This window comes from Allobaileyella intestinalis (assembly GCF_009695865.1).
Lineage (GTDB): Bacteria > Bacillota > Clostridia > Peptostreptococcales > Anaerovoracaceae > Allobaileyella > Allobaileyella intestinalis.
The window spans coordinates 18134-35546 of sequence record NZ_VUNB01000005.1; the positions used below are offsets into that span (position 1 = coordinate 18134).

Below are 17413 nucleotides of genomic sequence, written 5' to 3' on the forward strand. Positions count from 1 at the left end.
CTTGGAAAGCACCTTAGAAATCTACTTCGGTATCGTAGTAGCAGGACTTCAGCAGTTTTTCCATTTCTTCCTGGGAAGGCTGTCTTGGGTTTGAGCCGGTGCATGCATCCTTGAGAGCGTTTGCTGCTATTTCAGGCAGTCTTTCCAGGAACACATCTTCCGGTACAAATCCCTGTGCTGCAGGGTAGCTGTCAGCACCGTAGAATTTTATTCCGTGAGGAATGTTCAGCTTGTCGTTCATTCCTCTCAGGTATGCAATGAGATTTGCTGTTTTTTCATCGTCGGAATCTCCGCCCAGACCCATATAGTCTGCAATTACGCCATATCTCTTCTTTGCGGTTTCATCTTTTGCATTAAAAGCTATAACCTTAGGGAGATACATAGCGTTTGCTGCTCCATGAATTATGTGTGCGCCGTAATCAGCAAAAGCTGCACCAGTCTTATGAGCCATTGAGTGGACGATTCCCAGAAGCCCAGATGAGAAGGCTATTCTTGCAAGGCACTGTGCTGTGTGCATGTTATCTCTTGCGGTCATGTCTCCATTGTAAGAATCAACAAGATCTCTCTGGATCATCTCAATTGCGTGAATTGCATTGGCATCGGTAAAATCGCTGTGTGCTGTGGATACATATGCCTCTATTGAATGAGTGAGAGCGTCCATTCCTGTATGAGCCACCAGCTTCTGAGGCATTGTTTCTGCCAGTTCAGGGTCTACGATGGCTACATCAGGGGTGATCTCAAAGTCTGCAATAGGGTATTTGATGCCTTTATTGTAGTCGGTGATAATGGAAAAAGCGGTTACTTCTGTTGCAGTTCCCGATGTAGAAGATACTGCGCAGAACTTTGCCTTGGTTCTCAGTTTCGGAAGACCGAATACCTTGCACATGTCTTCAAAAGTTGTTTCAGGATATTCGTACTTAATCCACATTGCCTTTGCAGCATCTATTGGGGATCCTCCGCCGATGGCCACTATCCAGTCAGGCTGGAACTCTGACATGAATGCAGCTCCCTTCATTACAGTCTCAACAGATGGATCCGGCTCGATGCCTTCGAAAAGCTTTACCTCCATTCCGGCTTCTTCCAGATATTTCTCTGCTCTGTCAAGGAAACCGAACCTTTTCATTGAACCGCCGCCAACGCAGATGACAGCTCTTTTTCCTTCAAATGTCTTCAGTGCTTCCAGTGCGCCCTTACCGTGATAAATGTCTCTAGGGTTTGTAAATCTCTGCATAACTGCGCCTCCTGAATAAATCTATCTAAATGATATAAGTTGCTTCTTTTACTTAAATGGTTGACAAATTGTTATCAATCACTGTGGGTATTCTAGCAAGATGTTATAAATAGGTCAACCTATTTTTAACAATTGAAATGCACTTTGTTGAGAACAACAGGAAATTAGATAAGGTAACAGGATATGAAAGGGAAGGCTTTTAAACAATAAAAAAACTGTTGCACATTGAAATGCAACAGTTTACAATCTGGTACCGCATACGGGAATCGAACCCATGATTCAGCCGTGAGAGGGCTGCGTCTTAACCTCTTGACCAATGCGGCACATTCACTATTTATTTGTTCGTCAGAAGACAATAGCTATTATACATACGAACCAGGGCTGATGCAAGAACTTTTTTTATAAATTTGAAAAAATTTTCAGAATTGACATATTCAGAGGAGCTTTTACTATTAGAATATATATCAAAGTATATTTCGCAGTATAGTATATGCGGTTTTGAAAAAGATTTACGATTAAATGAGGGAGGCCAGAATGGAAAAACTGGAATTTGTGGACAGAAGAGGCACTAATTCGGCAAAATGGGACGGCCTGGAGAAGATGTTCGGGAGAACAGATCTTCACTCTATGTGGGTTGCTGATATGGATTTCAAAGCACCACTTGCAGTGAGAAAGGCCCTTTCAGAATATGCAGAAAGGGGAGCCTTCGGATATATGGCATCTCCAGACAGTTTTTACAGGGCTGCTATGGACTGGGAGATGAGGAACCATGACTACAGAATTGAAAGGGAGTGGATAAGGTTTTCCCCGGGGGTAGTCACTGCATTTCACATTGCCGTAAAAATTTTTACTGAAGGGGGAGACACCGTAATGGTTAACACACCGGTGTATTATCCCTTCTTCAAGGCTGTGGAGAGCAATGGCAGAAAACTGGTGAAGAGCCCGCTGAAATACTCAGATGGAAAATACTCAATAGATTTTGAGAAGTTTTCCCGGGATATTGAAGAGAATAATGTAAAACTTTACATTCTCTGTTCTCCTCACAATCCAGTGGGACGGGTGTGGACTGCTGAAGAGCTGAGGAGAGTCCTGGATATCTGCAGAGAACACGGAGTTATGGTAGTTTCAGATGAAATCCATCACGATCTTATAGCCCCTGGGGTTAAATTCGTTCCTGCCCTGCAGTGCGGAAAGCCGGGAGAATATGATCAGATGGTAATCGCCCTTACAGCACCTTCCAAGACATTCAACCTGGCTGCCGGACAGAATTCACTGGTGATAATTCCTGATGAAGAGCTGCGCAGCAAGTGGGATGCCTTTGCAGGCAGCATAAGCATGACCAGCGGCAATCCTATGGGATATATTGCAGGAGAAGCGGCATATAACGAAGGAGAGAGCTGGTACAATCAGCTGATCCATCAGATATATGAGGTGAACTTCCCTCTGCTCAACAACATCCTTGAACAGGAACTGCCAGGGGTTACAGTAACGGATCTCCAGGGAACTTATTTGTCCTGGATAGATCTCAGCAAGGTTATGGATCCTTCTGAGGTTGAAAATGCTGTTCTTGAAAAAGGAAAACTGGCCGTTGATTTCGGCCACTGGTTCGGGGGAGAGTCATTCAGCGGTTTTGTAAGAATGAATCTTGCTGCACCGGAAGAATATGTGGAAAAAGGTGCCAGAGCTCTGGTGTCTGCAGTCAAATAACCTTTTTTGACAATAAAAAGAATAATTTATACAGAAATACATTAATGTATACAAAATTGGTCTCAAATCCAGGCCGATTTATGGTAAAATCAATTTTGCTGAGACTACCAACCTGGAAGGGTCAGATAAAGCCTTCCAGCGGAGGTAGTACTGCAAATTGATATAAATGTTCGTTTGGTTCCTGCTCTTGACAAACATTAATTTCTTCTTTGGATTATTGGGAACTGTATGATATGAACGTTATATGAATCTGATAATTAAAGGAGTAAACAAATAAAATGCTTATTAACAGAGAAACAGATTATGCATTCCGTCTGGTGAGAAACCTGTCTCCCGACAAGCCCAAGAGCATAAGCGCTATCGTTGACATTGAACATATAACTTCTCCAATTGCATATAAAGTAGCAAGAAAGCTGGAGAAGGGAGGCCTTCTTAAGAGCGTCCGGGGCAACGCAGGCGGGTACATGCTTACAAGAGGCCTGGACCAGATTACACTTTACGATGTTTTCGTAATTATGGAGAATGACCCATATGTCAATCTGTGCATGAAGGAAGGTCATGTGTGCCCTAACAACGTAGCCGGCAACCAGTGCAAGATTCACTACGAGCTGAGACGTATCCAGGAAGTTTTGAAAAAAGAGATGAGCACTCCGTTGTCAGAAATCCTGGACTAGGGGGAATTATTTAGAGAGTTTCATTCTCACAAGACAGGCTGACGGAAGTTGCCTGTATGGACAAGTAAATTTAATACAATATATGCAGGTTGCTGCACGCAGATATGCGGCAACCTTTTTTTGTTGTCTTCTTATATCAACTAATACAGAATCATGTCCGTTTATAATATAATGTTCATAAATGAAGACAAGAAAATCAGGAGGCGGGTATGGCATACATTGAAGCAAAACATCTATCTAAAACCTACGATTCCGGTGGAGTGCGGTGTGAAGCCCTGAAAGACGGGAATTTTTCCATTGAAGAAGGCTCTCTCTCAGTAATACTTGGCCCCTCGGGAGCAGGTAAGACCACTCTCCTGAACCTTCTTGGGGGAATGGACTGGATTACGGGAGGGTCCCTGACCGTCGACGGATGCAGCCTGGAGAAGCTTTCATCCAGACAGCTCACCGCCTACCGCAGGACGGACGTAGGCTTTATTTTCCAGTTCTACAACCTTATGCCAAACCTGACCGCCCGGGAGAATATTGAACTGGCAACTGAAATCTGCAGTGACGCCATGGACTGTGACGAAGCACTGGAGCTGGTGGGCCTTAGTGACAAGAAAAACAACTTTCCGGGACAGCTTTCGGGAGGCCAGCAGCAGAGAGTAGCCATAGCCAGAGCTGTTGCAAAAAATCCCAAGATCCTTTTGTGCGATGAGCCTACAGGAGCTCTTGACGTTGAAACAGGTAAAATTATCCTTAAACTCCTGGCAGACCTGGCCGAAAAGCGGGGTAAGACCGTAATTATTGTGACCCACAACGGAGCAATCCGCCACATGGCCCACCACATTCTTCGAATCAGAAACGGTCAGATCATTGAAGATGTCTGCAATAATCAGGTTCTGCCTGTAGACAGCATAGTCTGGTAAGAAAGGAGGAAACTTTAAGTAACCAAAATCATTGTCAATAGTGATTAAATGTGTTAAAATATGCTCATGGAGGATATTATTATGAACACATCTAATATCACTAATTACAAACCAAAAGATTTTGCTGAATTATTGGGTGTCTCAGTCAAAACGTTACAACGTTGGGATAGAGAGGGGATTCTGAAAGCAAGTCGAACTCCGACTAATAGGCGTTATTATACTTATGATCAATATCTTCAGTTCAAGGGCATAAATACTGAAAACGATAATCGTCAGATTGTTATTTATGCCAGAGTATCTACAAGAAACCAAAAAGATGATTTACAAAACCAAGTAACTTTTTTACGTCAGTTCTGCAATGCTAAAGGTATCATTGTAGATCAATGTATTGAGGATTATGGAAGCGGACTTAACTACAATCGAAAAAGGTGGAATCAATTATTAGATGAAGTAATGGAACAAAAAATCAAAACTATCATAGTTACACATAAAGATAGATTTGTCAGATTTGGTTATGATTGGTTTGAAAAATTCTGTATGAAGTTTAATACAGCCATAGTGATAGTGAATAATGAAGAACTATCACCGCAGAAAGAACTTGTACAGGATATTGTGTCTATACTGCATGTTTTTTCTTGTAGATTGTACGGTCTTCGTAAGTATAAAAAACAAATAGAAGGGGATGCAGAAATTGCTAAAGAGCTTCAAGACGGAAATAAATCCGACAGTCGAGCAAAAAATCAAAATTAACAAGACTATCGGTACTTGTAGGTACGTCTATAACTTTTATCTCAGTCACAACAAAACTTTACACGATAACGGTGAAAAGTTTATGAGTGGTAAAAGTTTCAGTGTTTGGCTGAACAATGAGTACCTTCCCCAAAATCCAGATAAATTATGGATCAAGGAAGTCAGTTCAAAATCTGTAAAACACTCAATTGAAAATGGTTGCGTTGCATTTACAAGATTTTTCAAACATCAGAGTGCTTTTCCAAAGTTTAAAAAGAAAGGCAAATCTGATGTGAAAATGTACTTCGTAAAGAATAATCCAAAGGATTGCCGATGCGAAAGACACAGAATTAATATTCCATCACTTGGCTGGGTCCGCATTAAAGAAAAAGGATATATCCCAACCACCAAAGACGGGTATGTAATTAAAAGCGGTCATGTCTCAATCAAGGCGGATAGATATTATGTGTCAGTACTTGTAGAAATTGTTGATAAAAAGATCCTCAATAATTCTAATGAAGGAATTGGTATCGATCTTGGATTAAAGGATTTTGCCATTGTTTCCAATGGTAAAACTTATAAAAATATCAATAAGTCAGCAAGAATTAAAAAATTAGAAAAGAAACTTCGCAGAGAACAAAGATGTCTCTCACGCAAGTATGAAAATTTAAAGAAAGGAGGACCCACTCAAAGAACGAATATACAAAAACAAAAGCTCAAGGTACAGAAACTCCATCATAAAATAGACAATATCCGTACTGACTATATTAACAAGACAATCGCTGAGATAGTAAAAACCAAGCCATCTTATATAACGATTGAGAATTTGAATGTATCAGGAATGATGAAGAACAGACATCTATCAAAAGCCGTTGCAGCACAAAAGTTCTATGAATTTAGAACTAAACTTAAAGCGAAGTGTGATGAAAATGGTATTGAATTAAGAGTCGTAGACAGATGGTATCCATCATCCAAAATATGTCATTGCTGTGGTGCTATCAAGAAAGATTTGAAGCTTTCAGATAGAATATACCGTTGTGATTGTGGCTATGTCGAGGATAGGGATTTTAATGCTGCTCTTAATCTAAGAGATGCTTGGACTTACGAAGTTGCACAATGAAAGCAAACGTAAGTATGTACTGCGGGCTATAGCAGGAATTTACGACTGTGGAGTGTACAAGAACTTGTGAGTAGCGCATTGTTTATAATCGCCAAAGCATACACATTGAAGCAGTAAGAAGTATCCGCAAGGACTTCAATTCTCGATGTGTTTGAGTATATTTAAACATATTTTGAGTGGCAGGCGGCAAATGTCTCCGTTAAATAAAGACATGTTTCGCATGATTGGCCGGAACGGATCGAGATTTCTGGCAATGATATGCATAATAGCAGTTGGAATCTGTTTTGTAACAGGAGTGGGTGGTATCACACCAAAGCTGGCCGGTTCTGTAAGCAGGTATTATCAGAGTCGCGCCATAGCCGATATTGATATAAAGGCAAAGAATCCGGGAGGGTTCTCAGAAGAAGAGCTGAAGACTATTAGAAACTGGAAGGATGTTTCTTCCGCTGAGGCCATGACACAGATAGATGACCCCTCAGGAAGGACCAGGGTGTATATTTATCCTTTTCATGGAAAAATAAATAAACTAAAAGTCGTAAAGGGGCGGCTGCCTCAGTCGGCAGATGAGGTGGTTGTAGAACAGCCGGGGAAGAAAATCAAGAAGAGAAAAACAGGAGATGTGATCATGGTGCCTCTTCCAGGACCTGCAGGCCCTGATGGAAGGGAAAACACCCAGTACAAAAAAGTCAAAGTAGTTGGCATAGTTTCCAGCCCCCTGTTTCTTTCTCTGGAAGGAGATGTGAATATCCGAAACGGCAAATACCTGGATACGGCTGTTTATTTTTCCGATGAACACAGTCCCCTGTCAACACCGGAAGGTGATTTTGCCCCAAAGACAGATGTGATGGTTAAACTGAGCCCAACAGATGAGTATTTTACAGACAGCTACATAGACAGGGCAGAAGCCATTGGCCGTAAACTGACCCACAAGCTGGAAAAGGTTTTTCCAGAAAAAGACTACGAATATCTGACTCTTGACCAGAACCCGGGGTACCGGGCGGTGAAGGAAATTTGCAATAAGATCGACGTAATTGCACAGGCATTTCCGGCGTTTTTCATCCTGGTTGTGGGGCTGGTTACCCTTACCAACATGTCGAGGATGGCAGAGGAGGAGAGGAAAAATATTGGATGTCTCACATCTCTGGGTTACTCGGGGAAGAGGATAACGGGGGAGTACCTGGCCTTTGCCCTTGGAGGAACTGTGGCAGGAGAAGCCCTGGGCCTGGTGTCTGGAGTTTTCATACTGCCGGATGTAATTTACAACGCTTTTAAGATGCTCATTTTCCTTCCGGCCGAGACTCCAGAACTTTATCCGGGACTGGGGATCATCTCCTCGGCATTGATGATTCTTGCGGTTTTTGTGGTGACTTCTATTGTGCTATACAAAACGGTATCTGAAGTGCCCGCAAGGCTTTTTCAGCCAAAATCCGCAAAACCTGGAAAGAAGATACTGCTGGAAAGGACAGGGCTTTTGTGGAGAAGCCTTTCATTCAAATATAAATCTGCATGGAGAAATATTTTCAGATTCAAAGGAAGGTTCTGGATGATTGTTCTTTCTGTGACCGGATCCACAATGCTGGTTGTGGCAGGACTTGGGCTCAGAGATGCTGCAATGGCCGAAAATCTTCCGGAGATGAAAACGATGAAGGCAATTTCTGTGGCCGTAATCATTTTCGCTTTGCTCCTGTCCATTCTTGTTTTGTATAATATAACAGCAATGAATATCGGGGAGCGGCGGAGAGAAATAGCAACTCTGGAGGTTCTGGGTTACCAGATGGAAGAGGTTTACGGATTTATCTACCGGGAAATCATGATCATGGCCACCATAGGCATTATTCTCGGAATACCTGCAGGAATGGCTTTTCTGAACAAGATTTTCGTGATGATGGACTTTTCGGGACTTTCAGATGTAAAAACAGCATCATATTTACTGGCTTTCGGAATTTCTGAGGCCTTTGCCTCTGTTGTGATGGTTCTCACCAGAGGGCAGATACGCAAGGTGGATATGAACGATTCCCTGAAGTCCGGCGAATGATGAACTGTACAGGGAAACCTGGCTATAACGACAAATATTTTTCCACAAATCAAACTGCAGCGAGGAGATCAATGAACGCACAGAGTATTATATCGGCAATTGAAACTGGAAGCTTCACCGGGAAGATCCGGGACTTGTACGGCAGCAGCCTTTCTGTTGAAAAGCAGAAAGAGCGGTACAGGAATGTCACCAGCGGCTTTGCCCGCCGCTTTGGAGACACCGGTGATATCCGGATATACAGCGCTCCGGGAAGAACTGAGATAGGAGGGAACCACACTGACCATCAGCACGGAAGGGTGCTGGCAGCTGCAGTAAACGCAGATATTATTTGTGCGGCTTCTCCTTGTGATGAAGAAAGGGTAACCGTAGTTTCCGAAGGCTTCGGGGAGTTTTCCCTGTCTCTGGCAGATCTGGAGCCAAGGGAAGAGAATTATGGAAAAACAGAAGCTCTTATTGCAGGAGTTTTCGGGGCAATGAAAAGCAGGGGATACAAGATCGGGGGATTTAAGGGATACATGTCCAGCCAGGTTCCGGGGGGTTCAGGCCTTTCTTCCTCTGCAGCCTTTGAGATATTAATTGGATATATTATTTCTGAAATGTTTAATAATTCCGCTGTTTCTGCTGTTGAACTGGCAGAGATGGGCCAGTTCAGCGAAAACGTGTTTTTCGGCAAGCCCTGCGGCCTGATGGATCAGATGGCCTGTGCTCAGGGGGGCCTGTGTCAGTTTGACTTCGCAGATCCATCCCATCCGGAAATTATCCCTGTCAATGTAGATCTGGGGGCCATCCCATATGACATTGCCATTACCGAAACTGGCGGATCCCATGAAGATCTTACCGATGAGTACGCTGCAGTGCCTCTGGAAATGAAGGGAGTAGCCCAGATGTTCGGAGAGGAATACCTGAAGAACGTGACCGGAGACATGCTCTTGGAGAAATGCGGAGAAATCAGGGAAAAACTGGGGGACAGGGCCTTCCTGAGAGCAGTGCATTTCGTAAATGAAACGAAAAGAGCAGCCGCTGAGGCGGCTGCCCTGGAAAAGGGAGATATGGATGGTTTCATGGAACTGTTCAGGCGTTCAGGCCACTCTTCCTGGGAACTGCTTCAGAACGTCAGCGTGTGCAGCGATCCTGTAAACCAGCCGGTGGCAGTGGCCATTGCAGTCAGCCGCCAGATACTGGGGGACGATGGTGGATATGCCAGAGTCCACGGCGGAGGATTCGCAGGCACCATCCAGGCCTTTGTCAGGAAGGAGCTGTCTGAGAAATACCGGGACAAAATGGACCAGATCTTCGGAGAGGGAACCTGCCATATCCTGGAAATCAGGAAATACGGAGGAATACGAGTTCTTTAAATCATTAAATTATAAAGGCTGAAGCCCTTATTCCCTTTCTTCTATCAGATACATTCTGGATTCGAAATCCTTGAATATTCTTATCTGATCTGACATTCCTGTTCCCGAAAAGGCCGGGGACAGTTTAACACCTCCGTTCATCAGCACATCTCCTTTACAGGTGATGTGCTCTTTTTCGCTGTCGATTTTCACAAAACGGGCTGCTGCCCTTTCTCCCAGGGATCCGGGACGCAGATGGACAGGAGCGGCGGTGTTTATCAGGCTTCCGAACTCCCTGATATCATACTTTAACTCAAGGTTTCTGAAGGTATATGTTTTGTGTGGATCCAGGCCTTTTGGGCACACCCTCAGATATTGATTGTTCGGAACAGCCAGCTTCTGGAACACCATGTGGACAGCTTTCTTCCTGTCTACTGAAACAACAGTCCACTGAGTGTAATTGGAAGGGCTGGCTGAAAGTGTTCCCCCTGTTCCGGCATATGGAATTCCAGTAATCTTATATGAGCCGGCAGGAGACTGGCCGCCCCGGTGGCGGTAAAAAGTTCCGCCGAAAAACACATCTCTCCATTTCTTGTAGAATGAAACCTGGCTGGCTACGGATTTCAATTCCTCACTGCTTAAATCTGCCAGGTTAAGCTCGTAGCCCAGGAGACCGAAAGCCGCTACGTTGAACCTGGACCAGAGAGAAGTCTGCCTCAATGTCTGGTGGTTTGGAGAGGCGGAAACGTGGGCGCTGAAACAGGACAGGGGATAGCCGTAGCTGTATCCCTGCTGAATCTCCGTGCGGCATAGGGAATCAGTATTGTCGCTTGCCCAGATTTGAGGGAAGTAACAGAGAATTCCCAGGTCTGAACGGTTTCCTCCTGCAGAGCATCCTTCAAAGAGAATTTCAGGAAACCTTTCAGTCAGTTCCTTTATTATCCTGTAAAGGCCAAGGACGTACCTGTGGAAAACTTCCCCTTGCTGTTCAGGGGGAAGGGCAGAAGAGTAAACATCAGTAAATGTCCTGTTCATGTCCCACTTGACATATTCTATTCTGGCAGAACTGAAAACACCGGTCATGGCTTTTATTATGTAATCCTGAACTTCCTTCCGTGTCAGATCCAGAATCCTCTGGTTCCGCCCTTCTGAATGAGGGTGACCAGGCAGCTGAATTGCCCAGTCGGGATGAGCTCTGTAAAGATCACTGTCCCTGCTTACCATTTCCGGCTCCACCCAGATTCCCAGGCTGAGGCCCAGATTGTGGATTTTGTCAGAAAGGCGGGAGAGGCCTCCTGGAAATTTCTTCTTGTTTACATACCAGTCTCCAAGAGATGATTTGTCGTCGTTCCTGTTTCCAAACCAGCCATCGTCCACAACAATCATTTCAATGCCTGCTTTAGAAGCTAAGCTTGCCTGCTTCATTATCTTTGCTTCGCTGATGTTGAAATAACTTGCTTCCCAGGTATTGAGAAGCACAGGCCTCGGCCGGTTTTGCCAGTATCCTCTTACGATATGGCAGCGGATAAACCTGGTCATGTTACGGCTCATTCCACCGGCTCCCCTGGAGGAACAGGTCATTACAGCCTCAGGAGTCTCAAAGGAGCTGCCTGGATCCAGCTGCCACAGAAAGTCTCTGGAATTAATTCCACTGAGAAATCTCAGTCTGCCGAAGCTGTTGGTTTCAAAGATTTCTGCGTGGTTTCCGCTGTATATCAGATTGAATCCATACACTGTGCCGTAATCCTCTGATGCATTCTCTGATGAAAGCATGACAAAAGGGTTGGCCCTGCTGGAGCTGGTTCCGGTAAATGAGCTGCTTACTATCTTTGCCGAAGGTACAGGTCTGAAATCATTTCTGTCCATTTCACTGGCCCAGCCGCCGGTGAAGGTGGTTATCTGGTAATCGTCATCTGGAAAATCTATCTGGATGGATGCCAGCTCCTCTATAGATACGGGGTTCTGGCTTTCGTTGCTGAGAACAGCTCTTCTTGTAATCACATCTTCTTCCGGAAAAACTGTCCAGATCAGATCAAGAGACAGGTGGTATTCCTTGTCTTTCATGGTGATTACAAGAGTTTCAATCTGACTGTTTCCTTCAGTTCCATCAGTTTCGTTATTTCCTGAAGATGGAATGGCCTGGGGAAGATTATCTGCAGGCAGAATCCCTTCTATTACATGATGTGATTCATACAGAAAATCAGATGTGATGGATCCGTCACTGTGGCGAACTTCAATGAATGGCTCTCTTATGTCACCCTTGCCGCCGCAGCTCATCTCCAGGCACAGATCTTCCATGGAATACTCCAGGTGTTCTTCATTGTAAGTGTTTGTGTTTCCCGGTGGAAAAACATGGCTTTCCCTGAGAGGGCTCAGGTCTTCTGGCTCATCTACTGTGATGCCGGCACCGTAGTACAGGTGTTCCAGGTGACCTGGTGACAGAATCTGAAAGGCATAGGTAGTATTTTCCGTATTCAGGACGAAGGCCTTATCTAAGATCTTAATCATTTCTCATTCCTTTGAAATTAAAACCCGGCAGAATTTTGTCTGCCGGGCATGTTTGTTAAGGGCAAACCAATTAGCGGCGGCTCTCCAGCTCTTTGTTGATGTCGTTTAACTTCTCGTCAGAGAGAAGGAATTTTTTCCTGAAAACAACAAAGGCAACACAAAGTCCGATAATAGGAAGCACTGTCATTGTAAGCCTCAGTCCGGCCAGTGAACCGGCACTTAGTGAGGAAGAGGCTGCGGCGGTGTTCTTGCTGATGTTGAACACCTGAAGACATATAGCTGCCAGCATTGCGGAAACGCCGGAAGCAAGTTTAACAACGAAGGTCTGCATGGAGAAGATGACGGATTCGTCTCTTCTGCCGTTTTTCAGCTCACCGTAATCTACTGTGTTAGCCAGGAAAATGGTTGTCAGCACCGTGAGCATTCCGAAGGCCAGGAAGATCAGGAAAGCAGGTGCCAGAAGAGGATAGAGGCTCGTTACGCCGGCCATCATCATTACCAGCAAAATTCCGTATCCGGTAACTGCCAGGATAATACTTGTGTAGAACACTTTAATAGTGCTCATGAATTTTCTGAACAGAGGGAAGAAGATCATCATGGAAATGATCTGAACCCCTCCGCCAAAGGTGTTGAACAGGGTGTAGCTGTTGCTCCAGCCCTCTCCTCCCATGTCGTATTTGAAGAAGTAAATAAGCAGATTTGATGTGACATAGAGGGAGCAGTTTATCAGGACGATGGCAACAACCACTGTCATGGCCTGGTCGTTTTGTATCAGGGCCCGGAACATCTGCCCGATGGAAGGAGATTCTACATCCACAGTTGATTTTTCCTTGATCTTCAGGCAGGTGATGGTGATAAACAGAATGAAAATTACAGCAATGATCAGTGCGAACATTTTGAATCCGGCTCTTTCATTGCCGTGGCCCAGTGCAAGGACGCACTTGATGGTGATGATGGTTATGAGGGCATCACCAAGACCTGCACAGGAGCGGGCCAGGGTAGACAGGTTTTCCCTTTCTTTTCCTGACTCTGTAAATGCAGGAATCATGGACCAGAAAGGAATATCCATCATGGTGTAAGTTACACCCCAGAGTATGTAGAAAACTGCGGCGTAGGCCACAAGTCCTTTTCCGTTCAGTTCAGGAGGTGCCGAGTACATGAGAAAAAGTACGAAGGCATTAGTTACAGTTCCGATCATAAGCCACGGGCGGAACCGGCCCCAGCGGGTTCTGGTTTTGGCAACAATAACTCCCATTACCGGGTCGTTAAAGGCATCGAAAATCCTTGCTGCCATAAGTATGATACCCATAGCTATGGCAGAAACCCCCAGGATATCCTGGTAATAATAAAGTACGTAGTTGGCAGAAAGCATGTATACCATGTCTTTGCCCACAGCGCCAAGGCCGTAGGACGCTTTTTCAGCCTTTGTCAGTCTCATGAGATCCTTCCTTTCATTTCGCAATTGACAAACAGGCAAAATCCTTTTACTGGTCACCGCCTGTGCGGACAGTGAATTCCAGCTCTGCAGATGCACCGTTAGTGCTGGAAACAGTGAGCTTTCCCGTTCCTTCACTTCCGGTGGTCTTCACATAAGTTCCTCCCATGCCGCCGGCAAGAGATATAATATCTGGCCCCATCAGTTCCAGTGCCCCTTCAACATGGAGCACCAGGGGATCGTTAAAGTAAGGCAGAACATTCCCTCTTTCATCAGTTGCCCGTATCCTGATGGAAGCTACATCGTAGGAGTTTCCTTCTATAAGCGCTGTCCGGGATGACTCCAATGAAAGTTTCACCTGGTTCATTGGAGCCTTGGTTACGGATTTGACCACTTTTCCGTCTTTAATGGCGTCAAAGCGGTAGTTTCCGGAGGCACTGCCCCAGTCTCCAATATAGCGGTTGTACAGATCCACAAGATCCTGAGGCTTCATGCGATATTGAATAAACAGCTTTCCAACTGAGAGATATACTTTCTTAGGAAGTCCGTAAAGCCCTTTCCTTGCCACCAGGTTCAAAATCCTGGTAATCTGGTGGGCCTGCGAATCTGTGAAATCCTCGTTTTCCCGCAAGTTGTCTCCAATGTAGTCGTCGATAATAAATGGCCCGTGGTGGAGGTTGGCAAATGGAGTGGATGAAGGATCAAACTCCCTGATGAACTTGTCATTCCTGTACATCCGCACCTTGTCACTGTTGGTGAACACGTACACATCTCCCCGGCAGCTTCCCGGATGCTCTCCAATATCCATTGAAGAGCTTATTTCAAGAACTGGTCTGTCATCCTGCTGAATAGCGTATACATAAGCCGCCATCTTCGGATTCCGGAATATATCCATAACTCCGTGGTAGCAGACTCTGTCCCCGCTTCCAAAGTCCTTGTGAGTGTTGTAATCGTTCATTACCCAGCCGAAACTTCCTGAAATGTCATTCTTTCCTGCAACGCTGTTAAGAACCCTTGCGTGTCGGAGGGCATGTTCCAGCCGGTGCTCCTCGTCATCGTATGCCTTCGTAGGGAACATGTGGCCATTGTACTCAGTTATCAAGTATGGCTTATCAATATCAGGGGTAACCTTGGACTTGTTCTCGCAGCCGGCAGTGAGGCCGTTGTGGGAGAAGTCGTTGTAGGTAAATACGTCTTCCTGGAAAATTCCTTTCTTATAGCAGCGCACTCCTCCGGTTTGCCGTGAAGGGTCCAGGTGGTGAGCCAGCTGGTTGGTTCTGCTGTAGAACTCCTCATCGTCTATAGACTCGTTGATCCTCACTCCCCAGAGAATAATGGAAGGATGATTCCTGTACTGGCAGATCATTTCTGTCAGGTTGGTCAGCGCCTGGTTCTTCCAGCTTTCATCACCAATATGCTGCCACCCGGGAAATTCAGTGAAGACGAGAAGACCAAGTTCATCGCATCTGTCAATAAATGACTGAGCCTGAGGATAGTGGCTGGTTCTCACAGCATTCACTCCCAGCTCCCGTTTCAGAATATCAGCATCCTCCCTCTGAACAGTGTCCGGCATGGCGTAACCCACATATGGATAGGCCTGGTGCCTGTTAAGCCCTCTGATTCTCAGCTTCCGGCCGTTAAGCCAGAAGCCGTCCTTCCGGAATTCAGCAATGCGGAATCCGAAGGTGGTGATAACTTCATCAACAGATGTTCCGGTGCTGTCAATCAGTTCCGTTTTCAGTTGGTAGAGAGCGGGATCGTCAACATCCCATAGCCTGACTGATCCTGCAAAACCTTCTGACTCAAAACTGTCTTCTATTACTTCCATTTCGCGGAGAAGGCGGAACTGTTCCTGAGTTTTGCTCCGGAAAGACTGGCGAATCATCATGCCGGGACGGAAGTTGTTTATTGTGACAAGACTTGTCAAAAAGGCATCGTCGCTGAAGAAGCTTTTGCCCATGCCTTCGCCATTTGAATTATTTTTTTCATAGATGCTTCCCGGATCGGTGTTAACGAACACATCTTCTATGTATGAGAAGGAGCGAATTTCCAGATAAACGTTTCTGTATATTCCGCCGTAGGTCATATAATCGATGACGAATCCAAAAGGCGGTACATTCAGGGTTTCCCGGGAATCCAGTCTAACGGTGATGATATTGTCTTCTCCGTAATTAAGAAGACTGGAAATGTCTGCTGTAAAAGCAGTGTAACCGCAGTGGTGGGATGCAGCTTCCCGGCCGTTCAGAAAAACTGTGGCATCGTGGGCGGCTCCCTCAAAGGTGAGGAGAATGGCTTTACCTTTCCATTCTTCCGGAGCAAACAGGTGCCGTCTGTATCCGCTTACCATCTGGTAAGATTGTTCATCGCAGTAATGAAGGGGAAGTTCCTTCACAGTGTGGGGAATTCTGATATTCTCCATTGTACTTTCGTCAAAGGCAGGATCGGCAGTTTCTCCAGTCCATTCTGGAGTAAACTTCCAGGAATTGTTTAAATATATTCTGCTGTTCATTTTCTTTACTCCTGAGTTTGCAGGGTGTAAGCCCGGAGGGGCATCTTATCTGGTGAGAATTCCTTCCATAAGAATGTCTACCACGTCATTCAGAGCCTCCTGATATGATATTCCCATATCAGCAAGGACATTCCGCTGGAAAAAGTGTTCAAGGGATGCTTCAAACATCGCTTTGATAACCGGAATCTTTACGTTCCGGACAGATCCTTCTTCAATGCCTTTCTCAATCAGCCTTATGGTGTCTTCCCAGCCTGTTTCCAGCCTTTGGGAAACCTTGCGGTAGACGGCAGGATATTTTTCCTGAAGGATGTCCAGCTGGCCGAAGTCGAGAGACTGGTAGCTTTCAGGCATTGCGCCCAGAATCTGACGTATCTTTTCAGGTGTGGACAAGGACTGGTCGGACATGACGGCAGCTTCAGATTCCTTTATTCCGTCAAAAAGGGTGTCTGCCATGGCCAGAGCCAGCTCTTCCTTGCTACGGAATACGGTGTAGATGGTTTTCTTGCTAATGCCAAGATGGTGTGCCAGATCTTCCATTGTGAAGTGGATGCCCTGTCCCCGGAAAAGGTCAAGACCGCCGCGGATGATCATATCTCGGATTTCCATAAATCGTTCCTCTATAATATTACATATTGAAAAAAATAGTCATTCCCGCCGGAATATGGTTGAAGCCATTGAGAAACAGCCAGGAGAGGCAGCGGAAACTCTGCAGCGCCTTTTCGGTTTCCTGTAGAAATATTAACACAGTTTGTTGTGAATTCCCAATGAAAGAAGGGGCAGAATGATTGATTTTTCAAACAATACAGTATACAAATAGATAGATTAATTATTCAGAACAGGCTATGTGGTGATAGGAAATGGAAAATAAAACAGCAATATTATATAAGCTGATGATACGGAAAGGATACCCGGAAGAGTTTACAGCTCTTATATGCAGCGAAATGAATACGGAGTTTACGGCAGATAAGATGATAAGCTACATTGGTGCCCCGGAACTACACAGGCTGGAGGATGTAGCGGACGAGATGATTGCTATTCTGGATCTGCGGGACAGGCTGAGAAACAAGCACATGTCGGAATACGCACAGGGCAAGATAAACCAGCTTTACAGGGATATTAATGAAGACGAGCCGGACTAATAAAAGAGGCGGCAGACAAGAAAATGATTAAGGGAAATATGCCCAAAGGAAAATGGGAGGGAAGCTGCAAGGGCAGCTTCT

13 protein-coding genes and 1 tRNA gene are annotated in these 17413 nt (G+C 45.2%); 8 read left to right on the forward strand and 6 right to left on the reverse strand.

The genetic code is table 11. The features are described from left to right. Positions 1–13: 13 nt before the first annotated feature. Both FYJ66_RS06530 and FYJ66_RS06535 read right to left on the reverse strand, forming a co-directional pair. Positions 14–1231, reverse strand: coding sequence for an iron-containing alcohol dehydrogenase (locus FYJ66_RS06530; protein ID WP_154572712.1), 1218 nt, complete (start codon positions 1229–1231; stop codon positions 14–16). A gap of 248 nt (positions 1232–1479) precedes the next feature. Beyond that, a tRNA-Glu gene (locus tag FYJ66_RS06535) sits at positions 1480–1554 on the reverse strand. Between the two features lie 211 nt (positions 1555–1765). Between FYJ66_RS06535 and FYJ66_RS06540 the strand changes: the two genes are divergently transcribed. From FYJ66_RS06540 to FYJ66_RS06570, 7 genes are all read left to right on the forward strand, one after another. After that, positions 1766–2938: a MalY/PatB family protein gene (locus FYJ66_RS06540; RefSeq protein WP_154572713.1), complete on the forward strand. Its 1173-nt coding sequence runs from the start codon at positions 1766–1768 to the stop codon at positions 2936–2938. 278 nt (positions 2939–3216) lie between these two features. Continuing rightward, positions 3217–3612 (forward strand): RrF2 family transcriptional regulator, encoded by a 396-nt coding sequence (locus FYJ66_RS06545; RefSeq protein ID WP_154572714.1) that lies wholly within the window; start codon positions 3217–3219, stop codon positions 3610–3612. Between the two features lie 209 nt (positions 3613–3821). Next, positions 3822–4523: an ABC transporter ATP-binding protein gene (locus FYJ66_RS06550; protein WP_154572715.1), complete on the forward strand. Its 702-nt coding sequence runs from the start codon at positions 3822–3824 to the stop codon at positions 4521–4523. A 96-nt stretch (positions 4524–4619) separates the two neighbouring features. Then, on the forward strand, positions 4620–5273 hold the full coding sequence (locus tag FYJ66_RS06555) for an IS607 family transposase (RefSeq protein ID WP_338071184.1): 654 nt from the start codon (positions 4620–4622) through the stop codon (positions 5271–5273). Continuing rightward, entirely contained in the window at positions 5206–6372 is a 1167-nt protein-coding gene (locus FYJ66_RS06560; protein WP_154572717.1) for an RNA-guided endonuclease TnpB family protein, read from the forward strand. The genes FYJ66_RS06555 and FYJ66_RS06560 overlap by 68 nt, the downstream gene beginning before the upstream one ends. 190 nt (positions 6373–6562) lie before the next feature. Continuing rightward, positions 6563–8407 (forward strand): ABC transporter permease, encoded by a 1845-nt coding sequence (locus FYJ66_RS06565; RefSeq protein WP_206157021.1) that lies wholly within the window; start codon positions 6563–6565, stop codon positions 8405–8407. A gap of 71 nt (positions 8408–8478) precedes the next feature. Further along, on the forward strand, positions 8479–9762 hold the full coding sequence (locus FYJ66_RS06570; RefSeq protein WP_154572719.1) for a galactokinase: 1284 nt from the start codon (positions 8479–8481) through the stop codon (positions 9760–9762). Positions 9763–9789: 27 nt separating this feature from the next. Here the strand turns inward: FYJ66_RS06570 and FYJ66_RS06575 are convergent, their stop codons facing one another. The 4 genes from FYJ66_RS06575 to FYJ66_RS06590 all read right to left on the reverse strand — a co-directional run bounded on the left by FYJ66_RS06575 (position 9790) and on the right by FYJ66_RS06590 (position 16799). Next, on the reverse strand, positions 9790–12249 hold the full coding sequence (locus tag FYJ66_RS06575) for an alpha-galactosidase (protein WP_154572720.1): 2460 nt from the start codon (positions 12247–12249) through the stop codon (positions 9790–9792). A 70-nt stretch (positions 12250–12319) separates the two neighbouring features. Next, positions 12320–13687 carry a glycoside-pentoside-hexuronide (GPH):cation symporter gene (locus FYJ66_RS06580; protein ID WP_154572721.1) on the reverse strand — a complete coding sequence of 456 codons (1368 nt, stop codon included), beginning with the start codon at positions 13685–13687 and terminating at the stop codon, positions 12320–12322. A gap of 46 nt (positions 13688–13733) precedes the next feature. Beyond that, a complete protein-coding gene (locus tag FYJ66_RS06585; RefSeq protein ID WP_154572722.1) occupies positions 13734–16193 on the reverse strand; it encodes a glycoside hydrolase family 2 protein in 2460 nt (819 codons plus the stop codon). A gap of 45 nt (positions 16194–16238) precedes the next feature. Next, positions 16239–16799: a TetR/AcrR family transcriptional regulator gene (locus FYJ66_RS06590; protein ID WP_154572723.1), complete on the reverse strand. Its 561-nt coding sequence runs from the start codon at positions 16797–16799 to the stop codon at positions 16239–16241. Between the two features lie 251 nt (positions 16800–17050). On the opposite strand from FYJ66_RS06590, the gene FYJ66_RS06595 reads away from it, so the two are divergent. Then, positions 17051–17332: a hypothetical protein gene (locus FYJ66_RS06595; protein WP_154572724.1), complete on the forward strand. Its 282-nt coding sequence runs from the start codon at positions 17051–17053 to the stop codon at positions 17330–17332. Positions 17333–17413 lie beyond the last annotated feature (81 nt).

Coding starts and splice junctions, on each gene's coding strand:
- FYJ66_RS06595 (WP_154572724.1), top strand. CDS start 17,051: ATGGAAAATAAAACAGCAATATTATATAAGCTGATGATACGGAAAGGA.
- FYJ66_RS06530 (WP_154572712.1), bottom strand. CDS start 1,231: ATGCAGAGATTTACAAACCCTAGAGACATTTATCACGGTAAGGGCGCA.
- FYJ66_RS06560 (WP_154572717.1), top strand. CDS start 5,206: ATGCAGAAATTGCTAAAGAGCTTCAAGACGGAAATAAATCCGACAGTC.
- FYJ66_RS06540 (WP_154572713.1), top strand. CDS start 1,766: ATGGAAAAACTGGAATTTGTGGACAGAAGAGGCACTAATTCGGCAAAA.
- FYJ66_RS06580 (WP_154572721.1), bottom strand. CDS start 13,687: ATGAGACTGACAAAGGCTGAAAAAGCGTCCTACGGCCTTGGCGCTGTG.
- FYJ66_RS06565 (WP_206157021.1), top strand. CDS start 6,563: ATGTCTCCGTTAAATAAAGACATGTTTCGCATGATTGGCCGGAACGGA.
- FYJ66_RS06545 (WP_154572714.1), top strand. CDS start 3,217: ATGCTTATTAACAGAGAAACAGATTATGCATTCCGTCTGGTGAGAAAC.
- FYJ66_RS06590 (WP_154572723.1), bottom strand. CDS start 16,799: ATGGAAATCCGAGATATGATCATCCGCGGCGGTCTTGACCTTTTCCGG.
- FYJ66_RS06550 (WP_154572715.1), top strand. CDS start 3,822: ATGGCATACATTGAAGCAAAACATCTATCTAAAACCTACGATTCCGGT.
- FYJ66_RS06575 (WP_154572720.1), bottom strand. CDS start 12,249: ATGATTAAGATCTTAGATAAGGCCTTCGTCCTGAATACGGAAAATACT.
- FYJ66_RS06585 (WP_154572722.1), bottom strand. CDS start 16,193: ATGAACAGCAGAATATATTTAAACAATTCCTGGAAGTTTACTCCAGAA.
- FYJ66_RS06570 (WP_154572719.1), top strand. CDS start 8,479: ATGAACGCACAGAGTATTATATCGGCAATTGAAACTGGAAGCTTCACC.